The organism is Actinoallomurus sp. CA-142502 (assembly GCF_050936355.1).
GTDB lineage: Bacteria > Actinomycetota > Actinomycetes > Streptosporangiales > Streptosporangiaceae > Actinoallomurus > Actinoallomurus iriomotensis.
The window spans coordinates 10,837,433-10,856,206 of record NZ_JBNJMY010000001.1; the positions used below are offsets into that span (position 1 = coordinate 10,837,433).

The window sequence follows — 18,774 nt, forward strand, 5'->3', positions numbered from 1 at the left end:
CGCGAGTCAGGGGGAGCGCGCGGTGAGGGCACGGCTGGGCTGGGTCGCGGCGATACTGCTGGTCGCGCTCGCCTTCACCGGGGGTCCCGAGGCGATCGACGCGACGCCGACCGTCGCACAGGGCAAGATTTCCGCCGAGCTCGCCGAAAAGCGCGGCCCTCAGGTGCGCGACGATCTCGACCTCGGTCACCAGGTCGCCGATCACGGCACACCCGGGCGGCCCCGGCTGCTCGCGCTTCCGCCGTCCGCGCAGACCGCCGCGCCGGTGCCGGTGAGGGCCGCGACCCTCGCGATGCCCGACGCCGTGCCGCCCGCGGTCATGGAGGGCGGCCCACCGCCACGCCTCGGCGCCCGTACGCCCGAGGCCCTCCAGATCTTCCGCTGCTGAGCACCCGTAGGCAGGCCGGTCGTTGACCGTCATCTCGGCCAACGTAAAATAAGGCGGATTTGTCCGCTTATCGACCGGCTACGTCCGTCCACGAGCGGCGCGATGACGCGTCTTTTCGTACCAGACCCTACGGATGCACAGAAAGGGCTGCGCCATGCAGTCGCTGATCGACAATGCCCGCACGTTCGCCGAGCGCGCCCAGGACCTCCGCCCTCTCGCGGACGGTCAGCACCCGCACGCTCTGTTCATCACGTGCTCCGACTCACGGGTCGTGCCCGCGCTGATCACCGGCGGGTCGCCCGGAGACCTCTTCGAACTGCGTACGGCGGGCAACATCGTGCCCGAGTACGAGGAGGGGCGCGGGTCCGGCGAGACGGCGACGATCGAGTTCGCCCTCGAGGTGCTCGGGGTGGAGAACATCATCGTCTGCGGCCACTCCCACTGCGGGGCCGTGAACGCGATCCTCTACCCGGGAGCGCCGAGCGCGCTGCCCGCCGTCCACCGGTGGCTCGCCGACACCGAGCCGCACGACGAGACGCGCAAGGCGTCGGACTTCCTCGACGGCAACGCGCTCACCTCGGCGGTGCAGCGGCACGTCCAGGTCCAGCTCGACCGCCTGCGGCGTCACCCGGCCGTCGCCAAGCGGCTGGAGCACGGCGGCCTGAAGCTGCACGGATGGTTCTACGCCGTGGACACCGGCACGGTCAGCGTGCTGGACCCGCAGGACGGAACCTTCCGGCCGCTGTAACCGAACCACGGTAACCGGCTCGCGGTAACCAGGCCGCTCTCACCAACGGCAGGCCACGGTAGGGCGCCGTGGCCATGTCAGGCTGCGCACTCACACTCCGCCGTACCCCCGCCTGGCCACCTCCCGCCACTGTCAGTCCCATCCTCGACACCCAGGGTGAAAGATGGAACTCTTCCCTGCACGTGACATTCCGGCCCGCGACGTCCTCGCTTCCGTGGTCGTCTTCCTGGTCGCCCTGCCGCTGTGCATCGGCGTGGCCGTGGCGTCCGGCGTCCCGCCGGAGCTCGGCCTGGTCACCGGCATCGTCGGCGGCCTCGTGGCCGGCGCGCTTCCCGGCAGCAGCCTGCAGGTCAGCGGCCCGGCGGCCGGCCTGACCGTGCTCGTGTACGAGGCCGTAAGGGAGCACGGGCTACCGGTACTCGGGTTGATCGTGCTCGCCACCGGCCTGCTCCAGCTGGCCATGGGCGCGCTCAGGCTGGGGCGCTGGTTCCGCGCGATCTCCGTCTCGGTGGTCCAGGGCATGCTCGCCGGCATCGGCCTCGCGCTCGTGTTCGGGCAGGCGCACACGCTGTTCGACGGCCGGTCGCCCGGCGCCGCGCTGGCCAACATCACGGCGCTGCCCGCGCTGGTGGCCGACTCGGCGCGCGACACGTCGGCCCTCGCGGCCGGCGGCGTCGGGGTGGGCACGCTCCTGGTGCTGGTCTGCTGGCGGTTCGTCCCGGCGTGGCTGCGGACGGTCCCGGCGGCGCTCGCCGCGGTCGCGCTCGCGACGCTGGCCACCGCGCTGCTCGACCTGCCCGTGAAACGCATCCAGGTACACGGCCTGCTGGAGTCGATCCGGCCGCCCGCGCTGGATCAGCTCGGCCGGCTCGCCGACGTCGGCGTACTCGGCACGATCATCGCGTTCACGTTGATCGCCTCGGCGGAGAGCCTGTTCAGCGCCGCCGCGGTCGACCGTATGCACGACGGCCCGCGAACCCGGTACGACCAGGAGCTGATGGCGCAGGGCGCCGGGAACACGGTCTGCGGGATGCTCGGCGCGCTGCCGATGACCGCGGTGATCGTCCGCAGCGCGACCAACGTCCAGGCGGGGGCCCGGACGAAGCTGTCCCGCGTGCTGCACGGCGGGTGGCTGCTGCTCTTCACCGTGGCGGCCCCGGCGGCGCTCGGCGTCATCCCGGTCACCGCGCTGGCAGCGGTCCTCGTGCACGCCGGCTGGAAGCTCCTGTCACCGCGCGAGGTCGGCCGGCTCTGGCGTACCGAGCGCGGCGAGGCGATCGTGCTGATCGGCACGACGCTGGCGATCGTGTGCACGAACCTGTTCGAGGGCGTGCTGATCGGCATCCTGCTCGCGGTGTCGAAGACCGCGTGGGACGTCTCCGACATCCACGTCGACGTGCGCGAACACGACGAGGGACCGATCGAGATCAGGCTCACCGGCAACGCGACGTTCCTGCGCCTGCCGCGGGTGCTGGACACCCTGGAGGCGATTCCGCACGGCCGTCCGGTCGAACTGGATCTTTCCGGGCTGCGCCACCTGGACCACGCGTGCCGTACGGCCCTGCTCTCCTGGGCCGCCCAGCACCGCCGCCGGGACGACACGCCCGTACGGGTCTCCGAGCCTGTGTGACGACGCGGCCGCCCGGGCACGGGCCCGGGCGGCCGCCTACCGTGGCGTGTGCAGGGCCTGTTCGACGCCGGGCTCCTTCGGGCCGAGGAAGTGCGGGTCCGGCCGGATCGCCAGGAACAGCGCGGCCTTGAGCCCGGCGGGCAGCTCGCGCAGATAAGAGATCACGGTGGCGACCGGGGCGTACGGGCGGCTGTCGTCGCCGACCCCGATCGCGTCGATGCCGACCGACCGGCACAGCGTGAGGGCGCGCGGCAGGTGGAACCGCTGCGTGATCAGGATCGCCCGGTCGACGCCGAAGATCTTCCTGGCCCGTACGCAGGAGTCCCAGGTGTCGAAACCGGCGTAGTCGAGCACGATGCGGCCGCGCGGCACGCCCCGGTCGATCAGGTAGTCGCGCATCACCAGCGGCTCGTTGTAGTGCGAACGGCTGTTGTCGCCGGTGACGAGCAGCACCTGCACCTTGCCGCCGTGGTAGAGCGCGGCGGCGAGTTCGAGGCGCCCGGCCAGCATCGGCGAGGGACGGCCCTGCGGGGCACCGGCGCCGAAGACGATGCCGACGGCCGTGGGCGGCGCCTGGGCGGCGCCCAGCCGGTAGCGCGCCGAGGCGACGTACATCCAGCCGAGCGGCAGCAGTAAGACGTAGACGCCGAGCGCGCACAGCACCGCCAGCGGCGCCCTGCACCGCCACACGCCACGCGCGAACCGCCCCACAACCGTGTACGACGCCGCCGACGGGGCGGGAGTTCCCAGGTCAGGCGATGCTTACCGTGCCGGATCCGGGCACGACCTCACCGAGGACCCAGGCCGGCAGCCCGTGTTCGGCCAGCAGCCGCAGCGCCGCGTCGGCGGCCGGAGCGGCGACGACCGCCGCCATGCCGACCCCCTGGTTGAAGGTCTTGTCCATCTCCTCGCGCGGCACCCGCCCGTACGACTCCAGCGCCGCGAAGATCGGCGGTGGGGTCCACGAGGATCGTTCGAGGACGGCGTCGCAGGTGGACGGCAGCGAGCGGGCGAGGTTCGCCGCGAGGCCACCGCCGGTGATGTGGGCGTACGCGTGCACCTCGGCGGCCTCGGCGAGCGCCAGGCAGTCCTTGGCGTAGATCCGGGTCGGGGTGAGGAGCTCCTCGCCCAGGCTCCGGCCCAGCTCGGGCAGGACCGTCTCCAGCGTGAGATCCGTCGTGCGCAGGATGTGGCGCACGAGGGAGTAGCCGTTGGAGTGGATGCCCGAGGAGGCGAGGCCCAGGACGACGTCACCGGGGACGACGCGCTCGGGGCCGAGCACGCGGCCGGCCTCCACGACCCCGGTGCCCGCCCCCGCCAGGTCGAACTCGTCGGGTTCGAGCAGGCCGGGGTGCTCGGCGGTCTCGCCGCCGACCAGCGCGCAGCCGGCCAGGGCGCAGCCCTCCGCGACGCCCGCGACGATCGCGGCGATCCGCTCGGGCACCACCTTGCCGCAGGCGATGTAGTCGGTCATGAACAGCGGCTCGGCGCCGCAGACGACGAGATCGTCCACGACCATGCCGACCAGGTCGTGCCCGATCGTGTCGTACACGCCGAGGCGCCGGGCCAGGTCGACCTTGGTGCCGACGCCGTCGGTGGAGGTGGCGAGCAGCGGCCGGTCGTACTTCTTCAGCGCGGAGGCGTCGAACAGCCCCGCGAAGCCGCTGGCATCGTGCACCACCTCGGCCCGGCGCGCCTTGGCCAGGTGCGCCTTCATCAGGTCGACGGCGCGGTCACCGGCGGCGATGTCGACGCCCGCCGCTTCGTAAGACGTTTCAGTCACTTGCGGGCCTCTTCGAGCAGGTGCTTGCCACGGGCGTCTTCGGCGACGTCGATCGGGTAGATGCCGTCGAAGCAGGCCCGGCAGAGGCGGTCGCGCGGCTGCCGGGTCGCGGCGATCAGCTCGTCGAGGGAGATGTAGCCGAGGGTGTCGGCGCCGAGGGAGGCGCGGATCTCCTCGACGGAGAGGTTGCCCGCGATCAGCTCGGCGCGCGTGGCGAAGTCGATGCCGTAGAAGCACGGCCAGGACACCGGCGGGCTGGAGATGCGGACGTGCACCTCCTTGGCGCCGGCCTCACGGAGCATCCGGACGATGGCCCGCTGGGTGTTGCCGCGCACGATCGAGTCGTCCACGACGATCAGCCGCTTGCCCGCGATCGCCTCGCGCAGCGGGTTGAGCTTGAGGCGGATGCCGAGCTGGCGGATCGTCTGCGACGGCTGGATGAACGTGCGCCCGACGTAGGAGTTCTTCACGAAGCCCTGGCCGTACGGGATGCCGGACTCCTCGGCGTACCCGATCGCGGCGGGCGTGCCGGACTCGGGCGTCGGGATGACCAGGTCGGCCTCGACCGGGTGCTCGCGGGCCAGGCGGCGGCCGACGTCGACCCGGGTGGCCTGCACGCTGCGACCGGCGATCGAGGTGTCGGGCCGGGCGACGTAGACGTACTCGAACAGGCAGCCCTTGGGCTGGGCCTCGGCGAACCGGGTGGAGCGCACCCCGGCCTCGTCGATCGTCAGCAGCTCGCCGGGCTCGACCTCGCGGACCATCGTGGCGCCGACGATGTCGAGTGCGGCGGTCTCGGAGGCGACCACCCATCCGTGCTCCAGCCGGCCGAGCACCAGCGGGCGGATGCCCTGCGGATCGCGCGCGGCGTACAGCGTGCGCTCGTCCATGAAGACCAGGGAGTACGCGCCGCGTACGAGCGGCAGGACGTCGAGCGCGGCGCGTTCGACGCCGCCCGAACCGCTGCCGAGGAGGGCGGTGAGCACCTCGGTGTCGGTGGTGGCGCCGAGTTCGCCGTCACGCAGGCGGGAGGCGAGCTCAGGGGTGTTGATGAGGTTGCCGTTGTGGCCGAGGGCCAGGCTGCCGTCGTCGGTGGACCGGAACGTCGGCTGGGCGTTCTCCCAGACGCTGGATCCGGTCGTGGAGTAGCGGCAGTGGCCGACCGCGATGTGGCCGCGCAGCGTGTTGAGGACCGGCTCCTCGAAGACCTGCGCGACCAGGCCCATGTCCTTGAACACGACGATGCGCGCACCGTCGCTCACGGCGATCCCGGCCGACTCCTGGCCACGGTGCTGGAGGGCGTAGAGCCCGAAGTAGGTAAGTTTGCTGACCTCCTCTCCGGGCGCCCAGACGCCGAAGACACCGCATGCGTCCTGAGGGCTGTGATCGAGGGGGTCGAGGTCGTGGGTCAGTCGTCCGTCTCCGTTCGACACGCTGACCAGTGTAGGTGGTGACCTGGTCTCCCTGTTCACGGCCCGGCGCGCCGCAGCCCCCGCGGGCTCCGGATCCTCCACCATGGAGAGCCGGAGGGAGCTGTCCATGGCCTATCGACCGGTGGGATACCCGCCCCGGCAACACCGGGGTATCGGCGCCGCGGCGCTCGTCCTCGGGATCGCCGCGCTCGTCACGTTGGTGCTGTGCGGTTTCGGGGTGGTCGTGGCCGTCGCGGGCATCATCGTCGGGATCATCGCCGTGGTACGCGACAACGGCCGCGGAATGGCGGTGACCGGGCTGGTGCTGTCGTCGCTGGCCCTGCTGATCGCGATCGCCGCGGGCGTCTGGTTCTTCAGCCGCGTCGCGCCCTGCAGCGACCGGTCGCGCTACCCGACCAAGGCCGACCGCGATCACTGCCTGGAACACCGCGTGCCGTTCTTCCGCGCCACCGAGACCCCGGTGCCCGGCCAGCGCCAGCGCGCCGGCGTCGGGCCTGCCGACGGCACGAGGCCGTGACCGGGGAGGCCGGGCGGGGCCTCTACAATCTGTGGTTGTGGTGGACGGGCAGCGGCACGAGGTGCTGGCCGATCGCGTCTACGAGGCCGTCAAGGCGATGGTCATGGACCACGAGATCGCGCCCGGGGCCCGGGTCAGCATCGACGGGCTCGCTCGTGATCTCGAGGTCTCACCGACCCCGGTCCGCGAGGCGCTCGCCCGGCTCGAGTCCGACGGTCTGGTCGTCAAGCGCCCGAACGCCGGCTACCGCGCCACCGATCTGCTCGACTCCGACGCCTTCACCGACCTGTTCGAGATGCGCCTGCTGTTGGAGCCACGAGCCGCCGCTCTCGCGGCCGAGCACGCACGCGACGAGGATCTGCGGCGGCTCCAGGCGATCGTCGACGAGATGCGCGAGCACCCCGACACCGGGCAGCAGTACACGGTCTACCAGCGCTTCGCAGTGCTCGACCAGGAGTTTCACGACGCGCTCGCCGAGGCGGCGGGCCGGCCGCTGATGGCCGAGGCGGTGAGCCGGCTGCATGCGCACCTGCACATGTTCCGGCTCAACAGCGCGCCGGGCGCCGCTGACACGACCATCGCCGAGCACGAGCGGATCCTGCACGCCGTGACGCGCCGCAACCCGGAGAAGGCCGCCGAGGCGATGGCCGAGCACCTGAGGTCCAGCCGGGTGCGACACCGCCCGGCGGCTCAGCGCCGAGGCGCGGACCGCTGAGAAGCAGGGAACGCACGGGTACCTGACACATGCCCGCGCATCAGGCGGGCCGCAGGCGCAGCCCGTGCATCCCGCCGTCGACGGCGAGATCGGTGCCGGTGGTCGCGCCGGATCTCGGACTCGCCAGATAGGCGACCGCGTGGGCGACCTCGGCGGCGCTGACCAGCCGTCCCGTCGGCTGGCGCGATGCGAGGGCCGCCCGCTCGACGTCCGGGTCCTCGGCGGTCGCGAGCAGGCGACCGACCCACGGCGTGTCGACCGTGCCCGGGTTCACGCAGGTGACCCGGATTCCTTCGCGGATGTGGTCGGCCGCCATCGCCCGTGTCAGCGCGAGGACGGCCCCCTTGCTCGCCGAGTACAGGGCGCGCTGGGGTAGCCCGGCGGTGGCGGCGATCGAGCACATGTTGACGATGGCGGCATGGCCGGAGCCCGTCGCGGCGGCCCGGCGCAAGGCGGGCAGAGCAGCCGCCGAGACTCGGGCCGGCCCGACGACGTTGACGTCGAGCACGCGGTGCCACTCGGCCGATCCGTTGTCCTCGACCGTGCCCTGTGCTCCGATGCCGGCGTTGTTGACCAGGACGTCCAGAGCGCCGAGCCGGTCGACCACGGCCGCGACCGCCGTACGAACCGAGTCATCGTCGGTCACGTCGCACCGGATCCCGAGGAAGGGCCCGTGCGTCTCGGCCAGGTCGAGCACCGCCACGCGGGCTCCGCGCGCGCTCAGCTCGTGAGCCGTGGCGAGGCCGATGCCGGAGGCTCCGCCGGTCACGGCCGCGACCAACCCGTCGAACTCCGCCCGAGGTTCGCCCGCTCCGGTGCTCATACGGTCGTCCCTTCGGCCGACACCATCTCCTGGCGCTGCGCGCCGAGACCTTCGCCCTCCAACTCGACGACGTCCCCGGGGCGCAGGTAGGGAAAGCGTCCTGACAGGGCGACGCCCTCGGGCGTACCGGTGAGGATCAGGTCGCCCGGCTCGAGGGCCATGAACTGGCTCAGCCGGTGGACGACATCGGCGACAGAGAAGATCAGGTCCGACGTGCGAGAGTCCTGCCGGGCGCCGCCGTTCACGTGGCTGCGCAGCCGCACCGCGCCCGGGTCGAGCTCGTCAGGCGTGACGAGCCACGGCCCGAGCGGGGTGAAGGAGGGTGCGCACTTGCCCTTGGACCACTGCCCGCCGGAGGTCCGCAACTGGAACTCGCGCTCGGACACGTCGTTGGCCAGCACGTAACCCGCGATGTGGCGCGATGAGTCGGCGGGGGAGTCCAGATAGAGGGCGCGCCGGCCGATCACCACCCCGAGCTCGACCTCCCAGTCGGTCATCGTGCTCCCGCGCGGGATGGGTACGGGATCGTCGGGGCCGACGACGGTGTTCGGGTGCTTCAGGAACACCACCGGTTCGGTGGGCGGTTCGGCGCCGGACTCCGCGGCATGCTTCGCGTAATTCATGCCGACGCAGATGACCGCGGTCGGCCGGGTGATCGGTGGACCGAAGCGGAGTTCGCCGGCTCCCTGGAGCTCTGGCAGGTCGGACCGGGTGACAGTGGGCAGGACGTGTTCCAGGAACTCGGGGGTCACATCGGCCGTCACCCCGCGCAGGTCCAGGATGCGGTCCCCGTCCAGCAGGACCGGGACCTCCCGGCCGGGGCCGCCTACTCTGGCGATGCGCATGCGTGCTTCCTCTCTTGCCGTGGAGCCGTGGTCATCGGTAGGTCCCCGTGGAGGACCGGAGCTCGGTGAGCGTCGTGGCGGTGAGATCGCGGCCTCGGGTCTCGGGTCCCAGCCCCACCGCGAGGGCGCCCACCGCGCACGCGGCGATCACGAACAGCGCCACGCCCCACGAACTGTCACCGGCCGCGGCGACGAGGGCGACCGCGATGAGCGGTGTCAGCCCGCCGGTCAGGGCGCCGGCGACCTCCCGGTTAAGCGCGAGGCCGGTGAAACGGGAACGGGCCGTGAACAGCTCGCTGTAGTAGGCGGCCTGCGGGGCGAACATGCAGCCCACGCCGACGCCCATGCTCACCACCACGACCAGGGTGATGGCCAGGGGGGTCCGGACGTTGTCGACGACCCAGAAGTACGGGTAGACGAAGGCCGCCGAGAACGCGATCCCGATCAGCGCGACGGGTTTGCGGCCGATCCGGTCGGAAAGCCGGCCGAAGACCAGAAGGGTGACGATCGTGACGGCCGTACCGACGGTGGTCGCCACCGGTCCGACCGAGCTCGGCAGCTTGAGGGTGCCGGTCAGGTAGGCGGCGAGGAAGGTGAGGTTGATGTACGCGACGACGTTCTGGGACGTCTGCAGGCCGATGACGACGAGACCCGACTTCCATTCCGAGCGGAGAACGTCGCGTACGGGTGAGACCTCGGCCTCTCGGCTGTGCTTCTGCGCCTCGACGAACGCCGGGCTCTCGGCGAGCCGCAGCCGGATGAACAGCGCCACCCCGATCACGACGATGCTGGCGGCGAAGGGGATACGCCAGCCCCACGACAAGAACTGCTCGGACGGGAGCTGGGTCACCGCGGAGAAGGCGCCGGAGGCGAGCAGGATGCCGATGTAGACGCCGGTACTCGGGGCCGCCCCGAAGAGCCCGCGCCGCCTCGGCTCGGAGAACTCGGCCGCCAGGATCGCCGCACCACCGTATTCCGCGCCCGCGCCCAGACCTTGGACCGCCCGCAGGACGACCAGCAGGATCGGGGCGAGAACGCCGGCCTGCTCGTAGGTCGGCACCAGCGCCATGGCCACCGTCGAGGCGCCCATCACCAGGAGCGTGATGACGAGGACCTTCTTCCGGCCGACGAGGTCACCGAGCCGGCCGAAGATGAGGCCCCCGATCGGGCGGACGAAGTAGCCGACGGCCAGGGTGCCGAACGACGCGAGCGTCGCGGCGGTCGGGTCGAACGACGGGAAGATGACCTTGTTGAAGACCAGGGCGGCGGCCGTCCCGTAGAGGTAGAAGTCGTACCACTCCAGGGCGGAGCCCACGAGTGAGGCCAGCAGGACTCGTCGGCGGTCCGTGGGCGGCGAGCTGTGAGATCTGGTGACGGGCGAGGTCGACATCGGTGTCCCCTGTCGTCGAGGCGGGGCTGGGGTTGGAGACGGGTGGTGGTACCGGTGGCTCGCCGGCCTCAGGCGACTCGCCGGTCGTCGATGCGGTCACGGTCCCAGGAGATGCCGAGGCCTGGCTCCTCCGGGGCGAACGCGTGCCCGTCGCTGATACGCGGCTGTCGCGTGGTGACCGCGCGGAGCTGCGGGATGTACTCGACATAGCGGCCGTTGGGCACGGCCGCCACGAGACTGGTGTGGATCTCCATCAGGAAGTGCGGGCAGACCGGGGCGCCGAATGCCTCCGCGAGGTGCGCGACCTTCAACCAGGGGGTGATGCCGCCGATTCTGGAGACGTCGGGCTGAACGATCCCCGCGGCGCCTCGCTGCAGGTACTCACGGAAGTGCGCCAAGGAGTAGATCGACTCGCCGACGGCCACCGGGATGGCGGTCGACGCGGCGAGACGCTCGTGCCCCGCGACGTCATCGGCGGGCAGCGGCTCCTCGAACCAGGCCACGTCGTACGGCTCCAGCCGAGCGGCGCGACGCACGGCCTCCGCCGGGGTGAATGCCTGGTTCGCGTCGACCATGATCTCCATGTCGGCCCCGACGGCCTCACGGACGGCGCGGACTCTGGCCGCGTCCTCGCCCGCGGTCGGCTTGCCGACCTTGATCTTCACCCCGGAGAAGCCCTGCTCGCGGGCCTCCAGTGCGCCCGCGACCAGGTCGTCCTCGCTGAGCTGGAGCCAGCCGCGCTCGGTGTCGTACATCGGGACCGCGGACTGGTGGCCTCCGGCGACGCGCCACAGCGGTTCCCCCGCCCGCAGGCAGCGCAGGTCCCACAGCGCGAGATCCGCTGCGGCGAGGCCGAGTGCGGTCAGCGGACCGACCATCGTGGCGCGCGTGCTGTCGTACATCGCCCGCCAGGCTCCCTCGATCTCGCGGGAGTCCCGGCCGACGAGTGCGGGCAGCAGGTGATCTCGCAGCATCGCGAGCACCGCGCGTCCGCCGGTGCCGATCGTGTAGGAGTAGCCCGTCCCGGTCAGTCCGTCATCCGTCGTGAGCTCGACGAAGAGCGTCTCCTGCTTGAGGAAGGCCTGGGACGCGTCCGTCCGGACGGTCTCCACCTCGATGTCCACGAGGTAGGCCGATGCCTTGATCACTGCCGGCACTGTGACTCCCTGATCGAAGAACCTGTGAATGTCGTGACGTCCAGGGCGGAGACGAGCGCGAGCGCGGCCTCGCACGCCGGCGCGCCGAGTCCGCGCTGCCCGGCGCGCCGTACGACGGCGCCGAGCAGGCCGTCGTACTCCAGAGGACGTCCGGCGAGGCGATCGTCGAGCATCGACGAGCCGGCGCCGGTGGGGCGCGCGTCGAGCCACGCCAGGACGTCGTCCACGGCGTCGTCCGGAAGGGAGGCGCCCTCGGCCCGGCCGACCGCGGCCACCTCGCTCAGCATCGTGCGCGTCAGCGCCCTGACCGCCGGCTCCCGGAAGACATCGACCCGTCGGCACGTGAGTGCGGTCACCGGGTTCGCCACGGCGTTGACCATCAGCTTGCGCCACGCCGCCGTGGTGAAGTCCGTCGCGATCTCCACCTGGAGCCCGGCCGGGCCGAGCAGCAGCCGGGCCCGCCGGCCCGGGTCGTCGTCGTCGACCGCCAGGTCCGGCCCGCTGTGGCGGACCTCCACCTGGCCACGGCCGCGGCGCCCGGCATTGAAATAGACGAGTGCGGGCGCGACCCGATCGGCGGGAACCCAGGGCGCGAGCCGCTCGCGATGGTCCACGCCGTTCTGCGCGGCGACGACCAGGGTGTCCCGGTCGACCAGGCGCTCCAGCCATACGCCCGCCGACCCGGTCTGGTGCAGCTTCGTCGTCACCACGACCCACGGGACCGGCCCGACGTCGTGTGGCTCACCTCCCCACCCGACGTCGACGGAGCGGCGTGTGCTCTGCTCGGTCAGCTCGATCGCCGGGACCACGGGCGAGTTCGAGCGCCCGCACAGGGTCACCGGATGGCCGTGCAGGGCGAGCCGCGCCGCGAGGGCCAGCCCGACCGAACCGGGACCCACGACCGCCACCGGCGCGTTCATCGCAACATCCTCAGCAGTTCATATAGAAAATCCTGACTTGGAGGGATGATGCTATAGGAAATGCGGAGGCGCAAGCCCCCGATCCGCGCCACCGGGACCCCGGTTCCCCGGCGCGCGCTGAGGGGGCGGATCGTTATCCAGTTGTCCGGGTGGGTTTTCGCCGTTCGTGGCTAGCCTGGAAAAACGCCCCCGGCGCCTGTCCCGGGGCGTCGCGACCTACGGGGCATGTGGGGGCTGCGTATGGTGCCGATCGCGCCGTTCATCGAACTCATCGGCGAGGCCTTCTCCGTCATCGTGGAGAACCAGACCAAGAGATTAGAGATCGCCGACGCACAGGCGGCCCGCCGATCCGAGAGCCGTCACCGGACGGCGGCCGGCGCCATCCAGGGGGCGCTCGTCCTCGTCCAGGCCGGGCAGTTGCTGCACACCTGGCAGCAGAGTCGTCGGCAGCGGCTGGGCGAGTTGGGAGTCCTCCCCTCGGGCTCCGGGACCGCGGCGTACGCGTCGGGCGCCGCCACGAGACTGAGCGAGCTGAAGGAGCTGAAACGGTACGAGGACGAGCTGTCCGCGTATCCGATCATGGGTGGTCCCGGCGTGCTGGCCGGGGCTCTGGCGCTGGACCCGGTACGCCCGCTCGTACTGATCGTCCCGCCGCGCGAGGGCGCCGACGCGACACGATGGGGCGACCGGCTGGTCAACCGCGTGTCCTCCGACCTCGGCCGGTACCACGAGATCCTCCAGGTGCGGATCGCCGACCGGCCGTTCCAGTGGCCCCATGCCGGCCTGTACGCGAACGACCTGGCCCAGGTGCCCACGGTCATCGTCGAACTGCTCTCCGACCGAGAGCGCCTCGACATCCGGGTGGGCGGCTGCCACCTCGGGTTCGACGATCCCCCGGTGCTGCCCATGCGGCCGATGGCGCCGTTGCGGTTTCCCCGCGCCGAGCACTGGAGCGGCGAACTCGTCGACGAGCTCAACCGGTCGGCGCCGCGCCAGGCGTTCACCCTGGTCCCGCCGAGCACCGACGACGAACTGGCGGACCTCAACCACGAGCTGGCCGCGCGGGTGTCGACGCTGTGCGCGGTGGCCATGGTCGACTGTCACCATCTGGCCCGCGTGCCGGGGTACGACGAGCGGCTCGACCAGGCGATCGCCGCCGCAGGGGTGGTCGGGACGGACTGGCCGATCAACGGGCTGATGCCGCTGCCGCTGGTCGCCGATCCCGCGTACCACCTGCTCCACCAGGCGTTGCGGCGGCACGCCCGTGGACAGCACGCCGTGGCCGAGGAGGACCTGCGGCTGGCGGTGACGCTGCTCGCGGGCACGGACGCCGCCCCGGAGACGTCGCTTCGGGAGTTGGTCGAGGAGGCGTTCGCCACCGGACGGATGCACCACAAACATCTCGCCAAGCTCCGGGAGGCCGTCGAGCGCGTCCACGGTGACCGCCGGCTGCTGGACCTGCTCGACCGCGCGCGGCCGTGGCGGCTGCCCTCCGATGACGAGCCGGAACCCCAGCCGATCCCGGAGCGGCCCGCGGCCGTCGAGCCGGAGCCGGACCCGGCGTCCGTACCCGTGATCAATCCGCCCGTACAGAGGCCGACCGACGCCGCGCAGCGTGTCCTCAGCCCGCATCCGGGCTGGGTCAACGGCGTGGCCTGGTCACCGGACGGGCGGTTCCTCGCCGCCGCCGCGGACGTCGGGTTCGTGTGGGACACCGCGGACGGCGGCCTGCGCGCCACGCTCGGGGCCCCGGGTGCCGTGGTGAAGGCGGTGTCGTGGTCGCCGGACGGGCGGCGGCTCGCCACCTCCGGAGACGCGGTGCACATCTGGGACCCCGCCACGGGCGACCTCCGGACCACGCTCGAACCCTCCGGCACGCGCGGAAACGTGGCATGGTCGCCGGACGGTCGCTGGATCGCCGCCTGCGCTCGGGGAGGACGCCTGGGAATCTGGGACGCCGCCACCGGCGAGCTGCGCCACTCGCTGCTCAGCCATCCCTTCGGGGGCAGGTCCGTCGCCTGGTCGCCCGACGGCCGGCGGCTCGCCACCACCTGCTCCCACGAAGAGGTGCTCATCTGGGACCCGGTCACCGGCGAGGAGGTCGGGAGCTTCTCCGCGGACAAGAACGACACCCCCATCGGCTCGGTCGCGTGGTCGCCCGACGGGCAGCGGATCGCCGGGGTCAGCAATGGGGGCGCCCGCCTCCTCGTCTGGGACACGGCCGCACCAAGACCGAAGTTCTCCGTTCGCGTCCGGAAGCTTGCCTCCGTCGCGTGGTCACCGGCCGGCGATCGCTTCGCCACGGGCCACACTCACCAGATCATCAACCTCTGGGACCCGGCGACCGGTGACGTGACCCGCACGCTCGCCGGCCACATCGCGACCCGCTCACTCACATTCCGGACCATGCCGGTCGCGTGGTCACCCGACGGGCGCCGTCTCGCCTCCGGCGGCGTCGACCGTACCGCGCGGATCTGGGACGTCTGACTCGCTCAGGGCTGAGCCCCGTACGGCCGTACGGGAAGACGAGTCGACAGGTCGGCACGTTCGCCGCTGGCGCTGATCCGGTCGCGGGCCTCGTCCCAGGTCGTACGGCCCGTGGCGAGCATGATCCAGGTCTTGGCGTCGGTCTCGATGACGTTGGGCGGCGTGCCGCGGGTGTGGCGGGGGCCCTCGACGCACTGCACGGCGGCGTACGGCGGCACGCGCACCTCGACCGAACGGCCGGGGAAGTCGGTCGCCAGCCGCTCGAGCAGGACCCGGGCGGTGACCCGCAGGGCGGTGCGTACGGGTTCCTCTCCGGCGTCGTACGCGGCGAGGACGGCCGCGACCAGGGCGTCCTCCAGACGAGCGTCGGGCGGTGGCGCCTCGTCGGCGCGGCCGAGGGCGATGAGCTGCTCGTCGAGGGCGGCGCGCAGCCGCTCCGGTCTCAGTCGGGCCATGGCGGGACCGACGGTACCCGGTCCGCGGGCGCCCGCGGTCAGTGATCACATGTTGTTGCTGTGATCAGGGTGTTTATGGGAGATTTTCGGGATTGCCGCGCCTGGTCGCGGTCACGAGCCCCCCGATGCAAGGAGCCCCCATGCGGGTCCCCCGCCGTTTCCTCCTCGGCCTCACCGCCGTCGCATGCGTGTCCGTGCCGCTGTCCGGCGCGGTGGTCGCACCGCGGGTGGCGGTCGCCATGGCCGCCGACAACGGCATCCGGGGCCAGTACATCGTCACGATGAAGGACACGAGCGAGGTCTCACGCGCGATCGCCTTCCCGACGGTCCACCGGTTCGGCAAGGGCTTCGCCGCGAAGCTCTCGGCGGCTCAGCTCGACCGGCTCCGGCGCGACCCCGGCGTCGCCGCGATCGAGCAGGACCAGGTCATGAAGACCTCCACGACGCAGACGAGCCCGACGTGGGGCCTGGACCGGATCGACGAGGCGAAGCTGCCGCTGTCGCACACCTACACGTACAAGCACACCGCCTCGAACGTGGACGCGTACGTGATCGACACGGGCATCGAGACGACGCTGAGCCAGTTCGGCGGCCGGGCGGACACCGTGTACGGCAACGAGGACTGCAACGGCCACGGCACGCACGTGGCCGGGATCATCGGGTCCACGTCGTACGGGGTGGCCAAGAACGTACGGCTGCACGCGGTGCAGGTGCTCGACTGCGACGGCTCGGGCAGCACCTCCGACGTCATCGCGGGCGTCGACTGGGTGCGGAAGAACCACGCGGCCAAGTCGGTCGCCAACCTCTCGCTGGGCGGCTCGAAGTCGACGGCGCTGAACGACGCGGTCACCGCGCTGTCCAAGTCCGGCGTGTTCGTCGCGGTGGCGGCGGGCAACGACGGCGCCGACGCCTGCAAGGGCTCACCGGCCAGCGCCGGGAGCGTCGAGGCCGCGGCGGCCAGCTCCTCCAGCGACACCCGCGCGTCGTTCAGCGACTACGGCGCCTGCGTGGACGTGTACGCGCCCGGCGTGAACATCAAGTCGACCTACCAGGGCGGCACCGAGTACCTGAGCGGCACGTCGATGGCGTCCCCGTTCGTGGCGGGCGTCGCGGCGCTGTACAAGTCGGCGTACGGGCAGGCGTCGTTCGGCACGATCCAGAAGTGGATCACCGCGCACGCCGTCAACGGCGTGATCAAGAAGAACAAGTCCGGCACGCACAACCGGCTGCTGAACAAGAGTTCGCTCTGACCTGGACACCAGAAGGGCCGGTCGCCCCCGCGACCGGCCCTTCTCGCTGCCGTGTCAGGCGACCGGCACGGCCTCCGGCTCGACGACCACCGGCGTACGGCGCCGGGCGCGCAGCGTGGCGAGGCTGAGCGGGGCGCCGACGAAGACGATCGCGGCGGCGATGAGCAGCGCGAGCTGGTAACCGGACAGGAACGCGTGGACCGCCGTCGCGCCGCCCCGCAGTACGGCCGCCTGGCGTGAGGTGAGGATCGCGCCGACGATCGTGACGCCGAGCAGGCCGGAGACCTCGCGCGAGGCGTTCATGACGGCGGAGGCGGCGCCGGCGCGGCCGGGTGGCAGCACACCGATGATCGCATCGTTGAGCGGCATCATCGTGAAGCCGGAGCCGATGCCGAACGCCACGAACGCGGGCATCAGGTCCATGAAGTGGCCGTGCTCGCCGACGAACGAGAGCATGATCAGACCGGCCGTGTTCAGCGTCAGCCCGAGCGCCACGGTGACGTGCGTGCCGATCCGCCGTGCCAGCACGCCGGCGACCGGGGCGATCGCGGCCATCATCAGGGCCATCGGGATGAACGCCGCGCCCGCCTCGGTCGGGGAGAAGCCCAGGATGTTCTGCAGGTACATCGCGGTGAAGAAGTAGACGCCCATCACGCCGAAGCCCCAGAGGATCATCGCGCCGGTGCCGCCGCTGAAGGTGCGGATGCCGAAGAGGGAGGGGTCGACCATCGGGTCCGCGGTGCGCCTCTCGACGATGACGAACGCCACCGCGGCGACGGCGGCCAGGGCGAACGCGCCGAGGATCACCGCCGAGGTCCAGCCCTGGTTGTGCCCCTCGATCAGCGCGTACGTGACGGAGAACAGCGCGACCGCCGAGGTGACCAGGCCGGGCAGGTCGAGCCGGCGCCGTACGGCGTCCCGCGACTCCCGCATCGAGATCGCGATGATCGCGACCGTGACGACGCCGACCGGCACGTTGATCAGGAAGATCCAGCCCCAGTCCCAGCGGTCGCTCACGAAGCCGCCCGTGAACGGGCCGAGGGCGAGAGCGAGAGCGCTGACCGCGCTCCAGACGCCGACCGCCCGGCTGCGCTCCTTCGGGTCGGGGAAGGTCGACGAGATGATCGCGAGCGTCGAGGGGATGCTGGCGGCGGCGCCGAGGCCCTGGAGCACGCGGGCGACGATGAGCATCTCCTGGCTGGTCGCGAGTCCGGCGATCAGCGAGGCGACGGTGAAGACGGCGATCCCGCCGACGAAGAGCCGCCGGCGCCCGTACACGTCGGCGAGCCGGCCGCCGACCAGCATCAGCCCCGAGAAGACGAGGATGTAGCTGCTCACGATCCACTCCAGGCCGGAGATGGACAGGTGCAGGTCACGCTGGATCGACGGCAACGCGACGTTGACGACGTTGTTGTCCAGGAAGGTCATGAACGTTGCCAGCGCGACCCCCACCAGGGTCCACCAGCGTCTCGTCGGGGCCATTCCCCGCTCCTCTACGTTGTTCTTATACGTTGTACATGTACTGCGTATAAGACCCTGTACGACGTATAGTTGTCAAGTGGCCACTGGAGAGGAACGGGCTCGGCTGAGCCGGGAGACGGTCGTCGACGGGGCGCTGGCGCTGACGGACACGGAGGGCCTCGACGGCCTGACGATCAGGCGCCTCGCCCAACACCTCGGCGTTACGCCGATGGCGCTGTACTGGCATTTCAAGAACAAGGAAGAGCTGCTGGACGGCCTCGCCGACCGGCTGTGGTCGCTCGTGGACACCACGGTCGACCCGTCCGCGCCGTGGCCGTCGCGGCTGCGGACGCTGATGAACTCGATGGTCGACGTGCTGCGGGCGCACCCGTACGCGGCGTCGCTCATGGTGACGACGCAGCCCGAGGCGGCACAGCACTGCTTCGACATCATGGAGGCGGCGCTGAGGATCCTCGCCGACGCGGGATTCACTCCGGCCGAGGGCGCGATGCTGTGCCGGCACGGGCTCCGCACGGTGACGACGCTGGTCATCGGCGACCCGGGCCTCAAGCCGCAGCAGACGGAGGAGGAGGCCGCGGAACACCTCCGCCGCAAGCGTCTCAGCATTGAGACGCTTTCGCCGTCGCGCTATCCCTGCCTGATCGCCGCGGCCGGCCCGTTCACCAAGATCGACGACCCGGAGGCGGAGTTCGCCTTCGGCATCGACCTGTTCGTGGCGGGCGTCGAGGCCCTGGCCGCCAGGCGTTAGCGG

Annotated in this window: 18 protein-coding genes; 8 read left to right on the forward strand and 10 right to left on the reverse strand. The window is 71.5% G+C overall.

Annotated elements, in window-relative coordinates:
* Positions 1-22: 22 nt before the first annotated feature.
* The 3 genes from ACQEV1_RS50965 (at position 23) to ACQEV1_RS50975 (ending at position 2,766) form a co-directional block, all read left to right on the forward strand.
* Positions 23-388 carry a hypothetical protein gene (locus tag ACQEV1_RS50965; RefSeq protein ID WP_285629556.1) on the forward strand — a complete coding sequence of 122 codons (366 nt, stop codon included), beginning with the start codon at positions 23-25 and terminating at the stop codon, positions 386-388.
* 154 nt (positions 389-542) lie between these two features.
* Positions 543-1,136, forward strand: coding sequence for a carbonic anhydrase (locus ACQEV1_RS50970; RefSeq protein ID WP_433405332.1), 594 nt, complete (start codon positions 543-545; stop codon positions 1,134-1,136).
* A 163-nt stretch (positions 1,137-1,299) separates the two neighbouring features.
* Positions 1,300-2,766, forward strand: a complete 1,467-nt coding sequence (locus ACQEV1_RS50975) for a SulP family inorganic anion transporter (RefSeq protein WP_285629554.1) — start codon at positions 1,300-1,302, stop codon at positions 2,764-2,766.
* Between the two features lie 36 nt (positions 2,767-2,802).
* On the opposite strand, the gene ACQEV1_RS50980 is transcribed toward ACQEV1_RS50975, so the two are convergent.
* The 3 genes from ACQEV1_RS50980 to purF form a co-directional block, all read right to left on the reverse strand.
* Complete coding sequence (locus tag ACQEV1_RS50980; protein ID WP_433405335.1) at positions 2,803-3,456, reverse strand: SanA/YdcF family protein; 654 nt, start codon at positions 3,454-3,456, stop codon at positions 2,803-2,805.
* 61 nt (positions 3,457-3,517) lie between these two features.
* Positions 3,518-4,549, reverse strand: a complete 1,032-nt coding sequence (purM, locus tag ACQEV1_RS50985) for a phosphoribosylformylglycinamidine cyclo-ligase (RefSeq protein ID WP_433405338.1) — start codon at positions 4,547-4,549, stop codon at positions 3,518-3,520.
* Positions 4,546-5,982: an amidophosphoribosyltransferase gene (purF, locus tag ACQEV1_RS50990; RefSeq protein WP_285582270.1), complete on the reverse strand. Its 1,437-nt coding sequence runs from the start codon at positions 5,980-5,982 to the stop codon at positions 4,546-4,548. Before purF ends, purM begins: the two co-directional genes overlap by 4 nt.
* A 106-nt stretch (positions 5,983-6,088) precedes the next feature.
* Here purF and ACQEV1_RS50995 point away from each other — a divergent pair, with 106 nt between their 5' ends.
* Entirely contained in the window at positions 6,089-6,499 is a 411-nt protein-coding gene (locus ACQEV1_RS50995) for a hypothetical protein (RefSeq protein WP_285629552.1), read from the forward strand.
* A 37-nt stretch (positions 6,500-6,536) separates the two neighbouring features.
* A complete protein-coding gene (locus ACQEV1_RS51000; protein WP_285629551.1) occupies positions 6,537-7,214 on the forward strand; it encodes a GntR family transcriptional regulator in 678 nt (225 codons plus the stop codon).
* Positions 7,215-7,254: 40 nt separating this feature from the next.
* Here ACQEV1_RS51000 and ACQEV1_RS51005 read toward each other — a convergent pair whose 3' ends face one another.
* The 5 genes from ACQEV1_RS51005 to ACQEV1_RS51025 form a co-directional block, all read right to left on the reverse strand.
* Positions 7,255-8,037 carry an SDR family NAD(P)-dependent oxidoreductase gene (locus ACQEV1_RS51005; RefSeq protein WP_433405343.1) on the reverse strand — a complete coding sequence of 261 codons (783 nt, stop codon included), beginning with the start codon at positions 8,035-8,037 and terminating at the stop codon, positions 7,255-7,257.
* A complete protein-coding gene (locus tag ACQEV1_RS51010) occupies positions 8,034-8,882 on the reverse strand; it encodes a fumarylacetoacetate hydrolase family protein (RefSeq protein WP_433405346.1) in 849 nt (282 codons plus the stop codon). Before ACQEV1_RS51010 ends, ACQEV1_RS51005 begins: the two co-directional genes overlap by 4 nt.
* Before the next feature lie 31 nt (positions 8,883-8,913).
* Positions 8,914-10,272, reverse strand: coding sequence for an MFS transporter (locus ACQEV1_RS51015; protein WP_433405349.1), 1,359 nt, complete (start codon positions 10,270-10,272; stop codon positions 8,914-8,916).
* A gap of 68 nt (positions 10,273-10,340) precedes the next feature.
* Positions 10,341-11,420 (reverse strand): mandelate racemase/muconate lactonizing enzyme family protein, encoded by a 1,080-nt coding sequence (locus tag ACQEV1_RS51020; protein ID WP_285629547.1) that lies wholly within the window; start codon positions 11,418-11,420, stop codon positions 10,341-10,343.
* Entirely contained in the window at positions 11,417-12,349 is a 933-nt protein-coding gene (locus tag ACQEV1_RS51025) for a 2-dehydropantoate 2-reductase (RefSeq protein ID WP_433405352.1), read from the reverse strand. Before ACQEV1_RS51025 ends, ACQEV1_RS51020 begins: the two co-directional genes overlap by 4 nt.
* Before the next feature lie 225 nt (positions 12,350-12,574).
* On the opposite strand from ACQEV1_RS51025, the gene ACQEV1_RS51030 reads away from it, so the two are divergent.
* Positions 12,575-14,836, forward strand: a complete 2,262-nt coding sequence (locus tag ACQEV1_RS51030) for a WD40 repeat domain-containing protein (RefSeq protein ID WP_433405354.1) — start codon at positions 12,575-12,577, stop codon at positions 14,834-14,836.
* 5 nt (positions 14,837-14,841) lie between these two features.
* On the opposite strand, the gene ACQEV1_RS51035 is transcribed toward ACQEV1_RS51030, so the two are convergent.
* Entirely contained in the window at positions 14,842-15,291 is a 450-nt protein-coding gene (locus tag ACQEV1_RS51035; protein ID WP_433405356.1) for a sterol carrier family protein, read from the reverse strand.
* A 140-nt stretch (positions 15,292-15,431) separates the two neighbouring features.
* Between ACQEV1_RS51035 and ACQEV1_RS51040 the strand changes: the two genes are divergently transcribed.
* Entirely contained in the window at positions 15,432-16,541 is a 1,110-nt protein-coding gene (locus tag ACQEV1_RS51040) for a S8 family peptidase (protein WP_285629543.1), read from the forward strand.
* A 54-nt stretch (positions 16,542-16,595) separates the two neighbouring features.
* On the opposite strand, the gene ACQEV1_RS51045 is transcribed toward ACQEV1_RS51040, so the two are convergent.
* Positions 16,596-18,023 (reverse strand): MFS transporter, encoded by a 1,428-nt coding sequence (locus ACQEV1_RS51045; protein ID WP_285629542.1) that lies wholly within the window; start codon positions 18,021-18,023, stop codon positions 16,596-16,598.
* Positions 18,024-18,099: 76 nt separating this feature from the next.
* Between ACQEV1_RS51045 and ACQEV1_RS51050 the strand changes: the two genes are divergently transcribed.
* Positions 18,100-18,771, forward strand: coding sequence for a TetR family transcriptional regulator (locus ACQEV1_RS51050; RefSeq protein WP_285629541.1), 672 nt, complete (start codon positions 18,100-18,102; stop codon positions 18,769-18,771).
* Positions 18,772-18,774: the final 3 nt, after the last annotated feature.